Genomic DNA, 14,771 nt, shown 5'->3' on the forward strand with positions numbered 1-14,771 from the left:
ATGCTCAAGCATATGGGCATGAAAGGTATTAAATTGGATATGTACAGGAGAGTGGGCATGGCGGCATCAGTGGGCGCGCGGAGTTTTCTTGCGGAGGTCGCGGCGGCGATCGCCTTGATCGCGCCGGCACAGGCGCAACAGGCGCCGCCGCTGCTCCCCCAGCCAGTTGAGGTTGCCGTGACCGGCAAAGGCTTTCGTCTCGCTGATGGCCTGGCGGTCCATACTCCCTCGGGCGATTCGGGTGCGGAGAAGGCCGCGGCCTGGCTGAACGAGCGGCTGGGCCTTCCGGCACAGCCGGGCAACGGCGCGCCGACCGTGCGGTTCGAGCGCATCGCGGGCCTGCCCAGCGAAGGCTATCGCCTGACCAGCTCGGCGACCGGCGCGGTGATCGGCGCGAGCGACGATGCCGGGCTGTTCCACGGCGCGGTCACGCTGTGGCAGCTGGCGACCGCGCCCGGCGGCGAGGCGCCGGCGGTTACTGTCTCGGACGCCCCGCGCTTCAAATGGCGCGGCTTCATGCTCGACAGCGCGCGCCACTTCCAATCACCCGAGTTCGTCAAGAAACTGATCGACGCGATGGCCGCGCACAAGCTCAACACGCTGCATTGGCATCTGGTCGACGATCAGGGCTGGCGGATCGAGATCGATAAATATCCCAGGCTGACCGAGATCGGCGCATGGCGCATCCCCGCGAGCGCACCCGGTGCGCCGCCGCTGCCGCGCACCGGCGGCTTCTATACCAAGGCGCAGATCCGCGAGATCGTCGCCTATGCCGCGGCACGCAACATCACGATCGTGCCCGAGATAGAGATGCCGGGTCATGTGCTGTCGGTGATCCGCGCCTATCCCGAATTGGGCAACAGCGGGCCGGTGCCCGACGGCATCCATTCGGATTGGGGCGTCTACACCTGGTTGTTCAACATCGAGGAGCCGACCTTCACCTTCCTCGACGACATCTTCGCCGAGGTGACCGAGCTGTTCCCCTCGGCCTATATCCACGTCGGCGGGGACGAGGTGGTGGCGACCGAATGGGAGCGCTCCCCGGCGGTGCAGAAACGGATGCGCGAGCTGGGCCTGGCCGATGCGCATGCGGTGCAATCCTGGTTCATGAAGCGGGTCGAGAAGCTGCTCACCGCGCGCGGCCGCAAGCTGATCGGATGGGACGAAATCATCGACGGCGGCCTCGCGCCCAACGCGACGGTGATGTCGTGGCGCGGCATCAAGGGCGCCGTACTCGCGGCGCAGGCGGGGCACGATACGGTGCTGGCGCCGTCGCCGGACCTCTATTTCGATCACGTCCAGGGCAGCACGGCGGCGGAGGGGCCGGGGCGCGGCAAGCCGAACACGCTGGAGGACATCTATCGCTTCGACCCGCTGCCCCCGTCGCTGACTGTCGAGCAGCAGCGGCATATCCTCGGCATCCAGTCGACGATGTTCAGCGAGCATATCCGCGGCGACGAACGTGCTGGCTACATGATATTCCCGCGGTTGTCGGCGCTGGCCGAGGTCGCCTGGCTGGGCAAGGGTCGCGATTTCGACGGGTTCGTTGAGCGTCTGATCCCGCAGATCGATCGCATCAAGGCGATGGGGTTGAAGCCCGCCGAAAGCGCGTTCATCCCCTTCGCGCGCGTCCGCTCGGTCGCCGCGAACAGCGCAACGGTCGAGGTGAAGACGCAGGTGAAGTCGGAAATCCGCTACACCACCGACGGCAGCGCGCCGGACGTGAAATCGCGTCTCTATGCCGGGCCGGTTGAGGTGGCGTTCCCCACGCGGCTCCGTGCGGTCGCGTTTCGCGGCGGCAAGCAACTGCCGGGTGCGGTAGACAGACGCTATGACCGCACCGCCGCGCTGCGCCGCGACGATCGCGAGCTCAAGGCCTGCAGCGCCTCCCACTCGCTCGCGCTGATCGACGACGCGCCCGTCGAAGGGCCGCGCGCCGACTTCCTCGTCAACATCCTCGAGCCGTGCTGGATCTATGAAGCCGCTCCGATGGATGCGGTGACCGCGGTCGAGGTCGAGGTCGGGCAGGTGCCGTACAACTTCCAGCTCAACAACGGCCGCGCCATCGCGCCGCGCCCCAAGCCCGCCACCCCAGCCGGCGAGCTGGAGATCCGCGCCGGCTGCACGGGCGAGCGGATCGGTTGGGTCTCGCTCGCACAGGTCACGGGTCCCGCGCTCACCCGGCTGTCGGTGCCGGTCGCGCCGCAAAAGGGTGCGCAGGATCTGTGCATGACCTTTACCGGCAACGGCAACAACCCGCTCTGGACGATCAAGTCGGTCGCGCTGCGCGAGAAGGCCGCGCGATGAGCCGCGACGTTTTCCTCGTCCTGCTCGGCCTCGCCTCGGTCGGCGGGCTGATCTTCCTGATCGCCAGGCTGAAGCTCAATCCGTTCATCGCGCTGCTCGTCACCTCGCTGGCATTGGGCGCGGCGGCGGGGCTGCCGCTCGACAAGCTGCTGGCGATCTATGAGGCTGGCGTCGGCAACGCACTCGGCCATATCGCGCTGGTCGTCGGGCTGGGTACGATGATGGGCAAGCTGATGGCCGAATCGGGCGGTGCCGAGCGGATCGCGCAGACAATGATCGGCTGGTTCGGCCCCGCCAAGGTGCATTGGGCGATGATGGCGGCTGCGTTCATCGTCGGCCTGCCGGTGTTCTTCGAGGTCGGTTTCGTGCTGCTGATGCCGATCGTCTTCACCGTCGCGATGCGGACCGGGACGTCGATCCTGAAGGTGGGCCTGCCGATGGTCGCCGGGCTTTCGGTGGTGCACGGCCTGATCCCGCCGCACCCAGCGGCGTTGCTTGCGGTGGGGGCGTACAAGGCGGATATCGGCCTCACCGTGCTCTACGCATTGATCGTCGGCATCCCGACCGCGGCGCTTGCGGGGCCGGTCTTCGCCACGCTGATCGATCGCCATGTGATCGTCGAGGGGGTGAATCCGATGGCCGAAGCGCTGACCGAGCGGAAGGTCTCGCGCGAATTGCCGGGGTTCGGGATCACGGTCGCGACGATCCTGCTCCCGGTGGCGCTGATGCTGATGGGTAGCTGGGCCGATCTGTTCGCGGCGAAGGGCAGCCTGGTCAACGACGCGATCCGCTTTTCCGGGCATCCGGTCAGCGCGTTGCTCGCTGGCCTGTTGCTGAGCTTCGTCACCTTTGGCAGCGCGCTTGGCTTCGACCGCGAATCGATCGGCCGCTTCCTCGAGGACTGCCTCGCGCCCACCGCGCTGATCACGCTGATCGTCGGCGCGGGCGCGGGGTTCGGGAAAATCCTGATGGAAGCGGGGGTCTCCGCCTCGGTGGTCGGCATGGCGCAGTCGGTTCAGGTGCCGCTGCTGGTACTCGCCTGGCTGGTCGCCGCGATGATGCGGATCGCGACCGGCTCCGCGACGGTGGCGATGGCGACCGCGGCGGGGATCGTCGCGCCGGTTGCTGCGGGAAGCGGGATCTCGCCCGAACTGCTCGTGTTGGCGACCGGCGCCGGATCGCTGATCCTCTCCCACGTCAACGATGGCGGCTTCTGGCTGGTGAAGACCTATTTCGGACTCACCCTGTCGCAGACCTTCAAGACCTGGACGGTGTGCGAGACGCTGATCTCGATCGTCGCATTGCTGCTGACCCTCGCGCTGAGTGCGATGCTGTGAGGCGGACGGGGTCTGCGCTGGCGGCGTTGCTCCTGCTGACCGGGTGCGCCACCATGCAGCGCTCGGGTCAGACCGACTATATCGCACGGGACTATGTCGGGGACGGCGTGTTCACCAGCGGCATAGAAGGCCCCGCCACTGGCCCCGACGGTGCGCTCTACCTGGTCAATTTCGCGCGTGAGGGCACGATCGGGCGGGTAGCGGAGGGGCGTGCAACGCTGTTCGCCACCCTTCCCGCAGGGAGCGTCGGCAACGGCATCCGCTTTGCTGCCGACAGCCGGATGCTCGTTGCGGACTATAAGGGGCACCGCATCCTCGCCGTGGACGCCGGCGGGAAGGTCTCGGTCTATGCCGATCTGCCGGGCGCTCATCAGCCGAACGACATCGCGATAGCGCCCGACGGTACGGTCTATGCGAGCGACCCGGACTGGCGGACGGGAAGCGGCCGCATCTGGCGGATCGACCGCCAAGGGCAGGCCAGCATTCTGGAGGACGGGATGGGCACCACGAACGGGATCGAGGTGAGCCCGGACGGCGGCCGCCTCTACGTCGCGGAAAGCGTGCAGCGGCGCATCTGGGCCTATGATCTCGGCGCGGGGGGCGGGATATCGGGCAAGCGGCTCTTCGCGCGCTTTGCGGACCACGGCCTCGACGGGATGCGCTGCGACCGCGAGGGCAACCTCTATGTCACGCGTCATGGTGCCGGCACAGTCGCCGTGCTCGCGTCAGACGGCGCGATCCTGCGCGAGGTACGCCTGAAAGGGCGGCTGCCGAGTAACATCGCATTCGGCGGCCGGGACGGGCGAACCGCCTATGTGACGCTGCAGGATCGCGGTGCGATCGAGACCTTTCACAGCGCAGTTCCAGGGCGCGAGCATGGCGGCAAGCAGCACCCGCTGCGCCGTCGATCGAGCCGTTAAGGTTACGCGTCCCGTAATATATAATACCATTGATCAACTGGTCTCATACCATTTGACTATTGGTCTCATATATGTATTGAATGTCCTCACGATCTTGCGATGAGCAGCAAGGCGGCTGTGGAGACGCGTTGGTCTGCCGCGAAACAGGGAGAAGGGTATGTCGATTCGGAAGGTTGGTGCACGCTCGGTGTTGCTGGCAGCTGTATCCGCTGCGGCGCTAGGCATTTCCGGCATCGCGCACGCGCAGCAGGACGCGGCGGAGCCGGCCGTCGGGCAGGAAGATGAAATCCTTGTCACCGGCATCCGCGCATCGCAGGCGCGTGCAATCGACGTGAAGCGCGAGGCGGACAGCGTCGTCGATGCGATCAGCGCCGAGGATATCGGCAAGTTGCCCGACCGCACCATCTCCGATTCGCTCCAGCGCATCCCCGGCATCCAGATCCGTCGCGAGGCGGGCGAGGGTGGCCGAATCAATATCCGCGGCCTTCCGCAGGTGACCACTCTTCTCAACGGTGAGGAATTCCTCGGCGCCAACTCGGTCACCACCGTCCAGCCGAACTTCACCGACATCCCTTCGCAGCTGTTCGCCGGCGCAACCGTTTACAAGTCGCCGACCGCCTCGCTCCAGCAAAGCGGTCTTTCGGGCACCGTCGATCTGCTCACGCGCCGCCCGTTCAGCCTGCCCAAGGGACTAACGGTCTCCGCTGCCGCGGAAGCACAATATGGCGATGAGACCAAGAAGTGGAACCCGTCGTTCAACGGCCTGATCTCGTACAATTCGGGCCGCTTCGGCATCCTCGTCTCGGCGGCGTACAGCAAGGTCGATCTGTCCAACAGCTATCGCGGCATCCAGAACTACGGCGTAGGCCTCAGCGAAGAAGGGCTCAGCGCCGCGCAGCAGGCGGCCGGATCGCAGGGCGACTTTGCGGTGGGCAACAACGGGGTAAGCCGCGGCACGCCAGTGCGCAACGGCGCCGGCGTGATCACCGGATTCGACATGAACGGCGACGGCGATGCCGACGACGCGTACATCACAGCGCAATCGCACACCGTGTGGAACCGCATCACCTCGCGCGAGCGGCTCGGCGGCAACCTCTCGCTGCAATTCGAGCTGAGCGATACGCTCAAGCTGACCGCGGACGCCTTCTACACCAAGCAGACCCAGTATGACCGCACCGCGGGCTTCCAGTTCCAGAATGTCGACTGGATGTCGTCGCCCTACCGCCCGACCAAATCGCGCAACACCGGCGCGCTGAGCGCACCGATCGGCGGGCGTCAGTACAACATTCACACCGTGCAGACCTATGAATATGACATGCCGAACTTCGACAGCTATGCGGAAACCTTCCGCATCAAGTCGGAGTCGCAGAACTACAACCTGCAGCTCGACTATGACGATGGCGAGGGGCTGAAAGCCTCGCTGCGCGGCATCTATGGCAAGGCCAGCCGCGAGCTCGACCAGAGCTATCTGCAGTTCAACATGACCGACGGCTTCCAATGGGCCTATTCGGGCGTGGGCCATTATCCTGCGAGCCAGGGCGGCGATCGCGCCTTCAACCCGGGCGGCTATCGCGTCTACAGCCAGAAGGCGATCCTCGACTATTCCAGCGGGGCGCTCGGCTTCACCTTCCCGACCAACTTCCTCAACCAGGCGAAGGACCTCAGCAAATATGCGCTGAAGACGATTTCGTCCGAGGGCAACGAATATCGCAACGGCGACATCTGGACGGTCCGCGGCGACGTTGAGTGGGAGTCCGACAGCGGCATCGGCATCAGCGCCGGCGCCCGCTACAGCGAGCGCTCGGTCGAGCAGTTCGTGTTCGAGCGCGTCTCGCCATATTATGTCGGCAACACCGACAATCCGGCCAATCCGGCGGGCGGCTGCCTCGTCAAGTGGAAGGCGTTCGACGTCAACCTCAACAACCCGAGCTGCTCGGTGCTCGATGCGTCGGGCCGCGCCTACACCGCGGGCTTCGTCCGTCCGGGCACCGATCCGATCTTCGGTGGCCAGGTGAAGCAGTACGCGATGCCAGCGGCCGGCGTGCCCAATATCTGGGTGCTCGATCCGCGTGCGATGGATGACGCGGAAGCGTTCCAGAACAAGTTCTACCCGGGCAACAAGAACAACGTGAACCCGGCCGACTCGTTCGACATGAACCTGCGACAGATCGCGGGCTATGTGCAGATCAACGGTGAGGGCGAAGCCTTCGGAATCCCGTTCCGCGCCAATGGCGGCGTCCGCGTGGTCAACACCAAGTTCCGCGTGCGCCAGAACATCGTCGGCGTGCCGCAGGCCTATGGCGTGTCCGGCGTGGATGCGGGCGACCTGTACACCGATCGCGAGTTCACCGACTTCCTGCCCGCGTTCAACGTCGCGTTCGACCTGAGCGACAAGCTCAAGTTCCGCGCATCCTACGCCAAGACGATGACGCTGCTCGACTTCCTGCAATGGGGCGGCGGCTTGAACGTCGGCTATGCGATCGACACCACGGTAAACCCGCCGATCTTCCGTGCCCAGTCGGCACAGCAGCGCGGCAATCCGGACCTGGATCCGTGGCGGTCGAGCAATGTCGAGGCCAGCCTCGAGCTCTATACCGGCCGCTCGAGCATGCTGGCGGCGGGCGCGTTCTACCTCTCGGTCGACAGCTTCATCGTCAACACGACCATCCTGCGCGGCGACATTCCCGACAATGATGGGGTCGTCCGCAACCCCGCGCTGCCGGTGAACACGATCACCCAGGGTGCCGGCGGTACGCTCAAGGGACTCGAATTCTCGGCCCGCCAGGCGCTGGTCGACTATGGCGTCGACGGATGGCTCGGCGGCTTCGGCATCGATGCCAACTACACGCTGTCGCTCGGCGATGCGGGCGGCGTGGACCTGGCCGGCAACAAGCAACCGTTTCAGGACAATTCGAAGCACCAGGTCAATGCGGCCCTGTGGTATGAATATGGCCCGTTCTCGGCGCGCATCGCCTACAACTACCGCTCGAAGCGCCTGGAAACCCAGAACTGGAGCGGGATCGCCGGGCTTTCGGTCTATCAGCGCCCGACCAACTATTTCGATGCGTCGATCGCCTTCGACGTGACGGACAACTTCACCATCTATGGCCAGGCGTCGAACCTGACCGGCGAGCATGAGCGCTATTACCTGACCTGGGAAGACCAGGTCGGTTGGGACCAGATCTACGAGCGGCGCTTCGTCGCAGGCGTCCGCGCCAAGTTCTGATCCCCAGACGTGACTCCTCACTGCCTGCCGATCGCAGAGCGTTCGGCGGGCATTTTTCGTTCGTACGACAGGAATTGAAGAGGATGGCCAACACCGCGGCGGGACAGGGAGGTGGCGATGCGATCCGCAGCATCGCGATCGTCGGCGGCGGGACCGCGGGCTGGATGGCCGCGAGCTACCTCGCGCGCACGCTTGCCCACGCCAATCTCGACATCACGCTGATCGACAGCTCGGAGATCGGCACCGTTGGGGTCGGCGAGGCGACGGTGCCGGCGATCCGCGATTTCCTGAAAGCCGTGGGCCTGACCGAGGCAGAGGTGCTCGACGCGACCGAGGGGACGATCAAGCTCGGCATCCATTTCGCCGACTGGGCCGAGCCGGGGCACCGTTTCTATCATCCGTTCGGCCTCTATGGCGTGCCGGCGCGGGGCGTCCCGTTCCATCACTATTGGCTCAAGCTGCGCGCCGCAGGGCATGAGGTGCCGCTGGCGGACTATTGCCTGTGCACCCAGCTCGCCGAGCACGACCGGTTCCTCGCACCGCCCGAGCGGCCCGGCAGCGATCTGGGCGTCTTCGATTTCGCGTTGCATTTCGACGCATCCAAATTCGCCACGGTGCTCCGCGATCTGTCGCTGTCGGGGGGCGTCACGCATCTCGACGGGCGGATCGAGGCCGTCGAGCAGGACCCGCAGAACGGGCGGGTGCGCGCGGTGAAACTCGCCGACGGGCGCCGCGTGGCGGCGGATCTTTGGATCGACTGTTCGGGCTTTCGCGGCCTGCTGATCGGCGAGGCAATGGGCGTGCCGTTCATCGACTGGCGCAAATGGCTGCCTTGCGACCGCGCGATCGCGCTCGGCTGCGAGCCGGTCGATGCCTATCGCCCGGTGACGACCTCGACCGCGCGCGCGGCGGGCTGGCAATGGCACATCCCGCTGCGGCACCGCATCGGCAACGGCTATGTCTATTGTTCCGACCATATCGAGGACGATGCGGCAGAGGCGGTCCTGCGGGCCAATATCGAGGGGGCCGCGCTCGGCGAAGCGCGGCGCATCCGCTTCACGCCGGGCCATCGCGACAGGTTCTGGAAGGGCAATGTCGTGGCGATCGGCCTCGCCGGCGGGTTTCTGGAGCCGCTGGAATCGACCAGCATCACCCTCATCCAGTCGGGTCTCGAGCGCCTCGTCCGGCTATTCCCGGATCGCGGCTTCGACCCCGCGCTGGCAACGCTGTTCGATCGCCAGTCGCGGCTCGAATTCGAGCGCATCCGCGATTTCCTGCTGCTCCATTATTGCCTGAACCGGCGTTTGGGCGAGCCGTTGTGGGACCGGATGCGGACCATGGAGCTGCCCGAAGCGCTGCAGGCGAAGATCGATGCGTGGCGCGCGCAGGGCGAGCTGGTGCGCTACGAATGGGAGACGTTCCAGGACCCCAGCTGGCTCAGCATGTATGCGGGGTTCGACCTGTATCCACGCCGCTACAGCATCCGCGCCGATCAGTTCGATGTCGCTGAACTGCGCTCGACCTTTGAACGCATGCGCGCGGCGATCGGCGACACGGTCCGCCTCGGCGTGCCGGGGCATGCATTCGCCACGCAGCTGCCGCAGCGCCAGACGGGTATGCCGCGGCAATTCGCCCGGTAAAGCCTTGAGCGCCGGCAGGCGCGTGTCTGCGCGTTCCCTTTCGCGTATTGAGGTGGCGCGGCGCGGTCGCGCCTCCTATGGGTGGCGGCCATCTCGAAACAGCCGGGAACCGTGATCGATGCACGCCATGCGCAGAGGGACCAATGCGAGCGGCATGCGGCGCTACAACGAACGGCTGATCCTCTCTGCGGTACGGCGGATGAACGGTGCTTCCAAGGCCGAGCTTGCCCGCGCGACGGCGCTGTCGGCACAGGCGGTGGTCCGGATCGTCGATGAACTCGAGGCGGAGGGCTTTCTCACTCAGGCCGGCAAACGCACCGGCGGCATGGGGCAGCCCGCAACGATCTATCGCATCAACGGCGAGCGCGGCTACACCGTGGGGGTAGAGGTCGGGCGAAGCGGATTGACGCTCGCGATGCTCGGCTTTGACGGCGAGCTCAAGGCGGTCGAGCGGATCGCCGTCGCGTTTCCCGCGGTCGATGCGGTGCTGCACGAGATCGACCGATTCACAAAGGCGCTTCAGCCCTCGGCGCCGGACACCGACGACGACGCGTTTCTCGGCGTCGGCCTCGCGATGCCGTGGTTCCTCGGCGAATGGCGCGAGGAGACCGGGGTTTCGGAGGATCAGGCGAGCGAGTGGCGCGATCCCGCCGTGGAGGCGCGGCTGCGCGAGGGGATCGCCTGGCCGGTCTATTTCGAGAATGACGGCAACGCCGCCACGCTCGCGCAATTGCTCTGCGGTGCGGGCCTCGACCTTCAGGATTTCCTTTGCGTCAATCTCGGCACCTTCGTCGGCGGCGGGCTGGTTCTTGGCGGAAAGGTCGTCCAGGGCCGCCACGGCAACGCCGGCGCGCTGGCTTCGATGCCCGTCTGCGCCGGCGGGGGCAGCGACTATCTGGTCCACCACGCCTCGCTCTACACGCTTCCGGCGGAGGGCGACGCCGAGCGCGCCGCCTGGGTCGAGCGCTGCTGCGACGCCCTGCATTTCGCGATCGTCGGCGCCAACAGCCTGCTCGATCTGGAGGCGGTGGTGGTCGACGGCGCCTTGCCGGGGCCGATGCTCGGCACGATCGCCGCGGGGCTCGAACGCCGCCTGCGCAGCGACGTGCCGCCTGACTTCTTCGTCCCGCTGGTGCGTCAGGGAACTTTGGGCGACGCCGCCGCCGCGACCGGCGCCGGACTGCTTCCGCTGCACGCCAGCTACTCGCCCGATCTTGCCGCTCTGGTGAAGCCTCCGGCGATTGAAGAAGGATAATCACCTAACGAAGCTGTAAATTTTCCTCGTTGACGCGACTAAATCACCTTAGTAGATTTAGTCTATCGGAGCGCGAAATCGCGCCCGGATTCGTGGGGAGAGGTATGGCAGGGCATTGCGTCATCGATACGTACAGGCGACTCGCGAACGACGCGCTGCGCCTGGTTGCGGACCGCGCATAGTGGCGGACGAACCCTTCCTGATCGGCGCCGTCGAAGCGGGCGGCACCAAGTTCCTCTGCGGCATCGCCGACCGTAACGGCACGGTGCTGGCGCAGGCCCGCATCCCGACGACGACGCCCGCGGAAACGCTGAGCGCTGCCACGGCCTTCTTCGCTGAGAGCATCGCTCGCCACGGAGCGCTCTCGGCCTTCTCGGTCGGCAGCTTCGGGCCGCTGTCGCTCAACCCGATTGCGCCCGACTATGGCTCGATCACCTCGACGCCCAAGGCGGGCTGGCAGGACGTCGACCTGCTCGGCCATTTCCGTCAGACGATCGACGCGCCGATGGTGCTCGACACCGACGTCAACTGCGCCGCGGTGGGCGAGCGGTTGTTCGGCAGCGGGCGCGGACTCGACACCTTCTGCTATGTGACCGTCGGCACCGGGATCGGCGTCGGTTTGCTGGTGGGCGGCGCTCCGCATGGCGGCGCGAACCATCCCGAGGCGGGGCATATCCGCCTGCCGCGCGCGCCCGGCGACCATGACTTCCCCGGCATCTGCCCGTTCCATGGCGATTGCCTTGAAGGACTGGCGTGCGGCCCTGCGATGAAGGCGCGCTGGGGCGCCGCGGCGGAGACGCTGCCGGTCAACCATCCCGGCTGGGATATCGAGGCCGATTATCTCGCCGGGCTGTGCGCGACGCTCACCTATATCGTCCGACCCGACCGCATCATCCTGGGCGGGGGAGTCATGGAATCGCATCTCATGCATGCCCGCGTGCGCCGCGCGCTGGTAGCCAAGCTCGCCGGCTACGACGCCAGCATGCGCAGCCTCGACATGGACGAATATGTCGTTCCGCCAACGGCCGGACCCTCGGCGGGTCTCACCGGCGCCTTCGCCCTCGCATACCGCATCGTCACCCGCCAGTGGCCAATGCACTGGGCAGCCACGGGCTCGCTCATCGCCCCTTCGATCACGGAGTTCGCAAATGAATAGCGTGTCCGCTTCCTTCGCCGGAGCGCCCGATGAGGAAGCGCGCGCTACCGTCGCGATCGTCCTCAGTGCAACCGGCGCCGCGCTCGGCGGCTTGCTGTTCGGCTTCGACACGGCGGTCATCTCCGGCGCCACCCAGGCGTTGCAGGCGCAGTTCGGGCTGACCGACGCGATGCTCGGCTTCACCGTCGCCTCCGCGCTGATCGGCACTGTGCTGGGCTCGCTGGTCGCAGGTGCGCCGGCGGACCGGTATGGACGCAAGGCGGTGATGCTGACGGTGGCGATCGCCTATGTCGTCTCGTCGCTCGGCACCGGTCTCGCGCCCGATCTCGACACCTTCCTCGTCTTCCGCTTCATGGGGGGGCTCGCGATCGGTGCGGCATCGGTGGTGACGCCGATCTATATCGCGGAGGTCTCGCCCGCGCGGTTCCGCGGGCGCCTCGTCGCGATGAACCAGCTCAACATCGTGCTCGGCATCCTGATCGCCTTCCTGTCCAACTACATCATTGCTGGGCTGGTTTCGCACGATGTCGCGTGGCGCTGGATGTTCGGCATCGTCGCGGTGCCATCGGCGATCTTCCTTGCGGTCACGCTGCTGCTGCCCGAAAGCCCGCGCTGGCTGGCGATCCACGGGCAGGCCGATCGCGCAAAGGGCGTGATGAAGCGCCTCGGCTTCGCCGATCCCCGCGCCGAGCTCGCCCGCATCGAACTGGCCGAAGCGCGCGAGGAAGCCGCGGGCAAGCCGCGCCTGTTCCGGCGCAGCCATTTCACACCCGTGGCGTGCGCCATCGCGATCGCGATGTTCAACCAGCTCTCGGGCATCAATGCGTTGCTCTATTATGCCCCGCGCATCTTCGAGCTTGCCGGCGCCGGCGCCGACAGCGCGCTGCTTCAGTCGATCGCGGTGGGCGGCACCAACCTCGTCTTCACCGTCGCCGCGCTGTTCCTGATCGACCGGTTCGGGCGCAGGCCGCTGCTCTTTGCCGGATCGGTGATCTGCGCCGCGACCCTGCTGCTGGTCGGCTGGCAGCTCGAAAGCGCCTATCCCGACGGCACGCTGATCCTGTTCGGCCTGCTCGGCTTCATCGCGGCGTTCGCGATGTCGCAGGGCGCTGTGATCTGGGTGTTCATCTCCGAAGTCTTCCCTAGCGCGGTGCGCGGCAAGGGACAGGCACTGGGCAGCACCACCCATTGGGTGATGGCGGCTGCGATCACCTGGGCGTTCCCGGTCTTCGCTGCCAGCGTCGGCGGATGGGTGTTCGCCTTCTTCGGTGCGATGATGCTGCTCCAGCTCGTGTGGACGTGGAAGTTCATGCCCGAAACCAACGGCATCGCATTGGAAGACATGAACCTGGGGAGCGTGCGCGCATGAAGAAGCTGGCCATCCTCCTCGCGGCGACCGCGGCGCTCGCCACGGCGGCTCCGGCGCAGCAGGCTGATGTGCGGCCCGGCTATCACTATGGCCCGGCGCAGAACTGGATGAACGATCCCAATGGCCTCGTCTATTATGACGGCGAGTACCACCTGTTCTACCAGTACAACCCGCACGGCGATCGCTGGGGCCATATGAGCTGGGGTCATGCGGTCAGCCGCGACCTGGTGAATTGGGAAGAGCTTCCGGTCGCGATCCCCGAGACGGACGTGATGGCGTTCTCCGGAACCGCCGTCATCGACTGGAACAACACCACCGGCTTCGGCAAGAACGGCAAGCCGCCGATGATCGCCATCTATACCGGACACAACCCCAAGACGGAGCGGCAGTCCCAGTATCTTGCCTACAGCAACGACCGCGGGCGCACCTTTACCATCCATGGCGAGGTGCTGAATGCCGGCAACGAAAAGCACTTCCGCGATCCCAAGATATTCTGGCACGAACCCACCAAGCGCTGGGTGATGGTGGTGCTCAAGGCGGCGGCGAACACCGCAGAGATCTACACTTCGCCCAACCTCAAGGACTGGACGCATCGCAGCAGCTTCGGCCCCGCCGGCGGGCGCGGCAAGTTCTGGGAGTGTCCTGATCTGTTCGAGCTGCCGGTCGAGGGCGGCACGCCGGGCGAGACGCGCTGGGTGCTCAGCATCAACCTCGGCGACAACGCCGTTGGCGGCGGATCGGGCGGGCAGTATTTCGTCGGCGATTTCGATGGCGAAAAGTTCACGCCGGTGCCGGGCTGGCCCGGCGCGCCGCAATGGATGGACTATGGCGCGGATTTCTACGCCACCATCTCGTGGAGCGACATGCCCAAGGGCGATCCCCGCCGCGTGTGGATGGGCTGGGCCAATGACTGGCGCTATGCCGAATGGATCCCGACCTGGCCGGCGCGCGGGATCATGACGGTGGCGCGCACCGTGGCGCTGCGCAAGACGAGGGAGGGCTATCACATCCTCCAGGCGCCGGTGCGCGAGCTGGAAGCGCTTCGCGGTACGCCGCGGCGTGCCTCGGCGCTGGTGCTGTCGGAAACGCCGGTCCCGCTGCCGATCGAGGGCGGAAAGACCGATATCGAGCTTGAGCTCGACACCGGCACCGCCAATCAGGTGTCGATCGCGCTGACGGACGGGCAGGGGTGGCAGACGCGGATCGGGGTCAATCCCACGGCGAACGAGGTGTTCGTCGACCGCACCCGATCCGGCCCGCATTTCCATGACGGCTTCGCCAACCGCCATGTCGCGCCGGTCGATCTCAAGAGCCGCAAGGTGAAGCTGCGCGTCCTCGCCGATGAATCGATCGTCGAGGTGTTCGTCAACGATGGCCGGCAGACGATCACCGACCGTTTCTACCGCGGCGGCGGCGCGCTGACGTGGAGCGCGACGGCGCGAGGCGGCCAGGCGGTGATGAACCTCACTGCCTGGCCGATGCGCAGCATGGGGAACCCTAAATGAAGCGATCGCGGATACGCTGACCTAACGCCGTGCGCGCGGCGCTGAACATCCCGGAA

Annotated in this window: 9 protein-coding genes; all 9 read left to right on the plus strand. The window is 66.2% G+C overall.

Features of this window, described 5'->3' with window-relative positions; genetic code table 11:
* The first annotated feature begins 57 nt into the window (after nucleotides 1-57).
* A complete protein-coding gene (locus tag VGD28_RS05385; RefSeq protein WP_331027302.1) occupies nucleotides 58-2,307 on the plus strand; it encodes a beta-N-acetylhexosaminidase in 2,250 nt (749 codons plus the stop codon).
* Complete coding sequence (locus tag VGD28_RS05390; protein ID WP_331027303.1) at nucleotides 2,304-3,644, plus strand: gluconate:H+ symporter; 1,341 nt, start codon at nucleotides 2,304-2,306, stop codon at nucleotides 3,642-3,644. Before VGD28_RS05385 ends, VGD28_RS05390 begins: the two co-directional genes overlap by 4 nt.
* A gap of 53 nt (nucleotides 3,645-3,697) precedes the next feature.
* Complete coding sequence (locus VGD28_RS05395; RefSeq protein ID WP_331027304.1) at nucleotides 3,698-4,564, plus strand: SMP-30/gluconolactonase/LRE family protein; 867 nt, start codon at nucleotides 3,698-3,700, stop codon at nucleotides 4,562-4,564.
* Between the two features lie 157 nt (nucleotides 4,565-4,721).
* Complete coding sequence (locus VGD28_RS05400) at nucleotides 4,722-7,790, plus strand: TonB-dependent receptor (RefSeq protein WP_331027305.1); 3,069 nt, start codon at nucleotides 4,722-4,724, stop codon at nucleotides 7,788-7,790.
* An 83-nt stretch (nucleotides 7,791-7,873) separates the two neighbouring features.
* Nucleotides 7,874-9,430, plus strand: a complete 1,557-nt coding sequence (locus VGD28_RS05405) for a tryptophan halogenase family protein (RefSeq protein WP_331027306.1) — start codon at nucleotides 7,874-7,876, stop codon at nucleotides 9,428-9,430.
* A 127-nt stretch (nucleotides 9,431-9,557) separates the two neighbouring features.
* Nucleotides 9,558-10,685, plus strand: a complete 1,128-nt coding sequence (locus VGD28_RS05410) for an ROK family transcriptional regulator (protein ID WP_331027307.1) — start codon at nucleotides 9,558-9,560, stop codon at nucleotides 10,683-10,685.
* 181 nt (nucleotides 10,686-10,866) lie between these two features.
* Nucleotides 10,867-11,841, plus strand: coding sequence for an ROK family protein (locus VGD28_RS05415; RefSeq protein ID WP_331027308.1), 975 nt, complete (start codon nucleotides 10,867-10,869; stop codon nucleotides 11,839-11,841).
* Complete coding sequence (locus VGD28_RS05420; protein ID WP_331027309.1) at nucleotides 11,834-13,210, plus strand: sugar porter family MFS transporter; 1,377 nt, start codon at nucleotides 11,834-11,836, stop codon at nucleotides 13,208-13,210. Before VGD28_RS05415 ends, VGD28_RS05420 begins: the two co-directional genes overlap by 8 nt.
* Nucleotides 13,207-14,715 carry a glycoside hydrolase family 32 protein gene (locus VGD28_RS05425; RefSeq protein WP_331027310.1) on the plus strand — a complete coding sequence of 503 codons (1,509 nt, stop codon included), beginning with the start codon at nucleotides 13,207-13,209 and terminating at the stop codon, nucleotides 14,713-14,715. The genes VGD28_RS05420 and VGD28_RS05425 overlap by 4 nt, the downstream gene beginning before the upstream one ends.
* Nucleotides 14,716-14,771: the final 56 nt, after the last annotated feature.

It is taken from the genome of Sphingomonas sp. (assembly GCF_036402235.1).
Taxonomy (GTDB): Bacteria; Pseudomonadota; Alphaproteobacteria; order Sphingomonadales; family Sphingomonadaceae; genus Sphingomonas.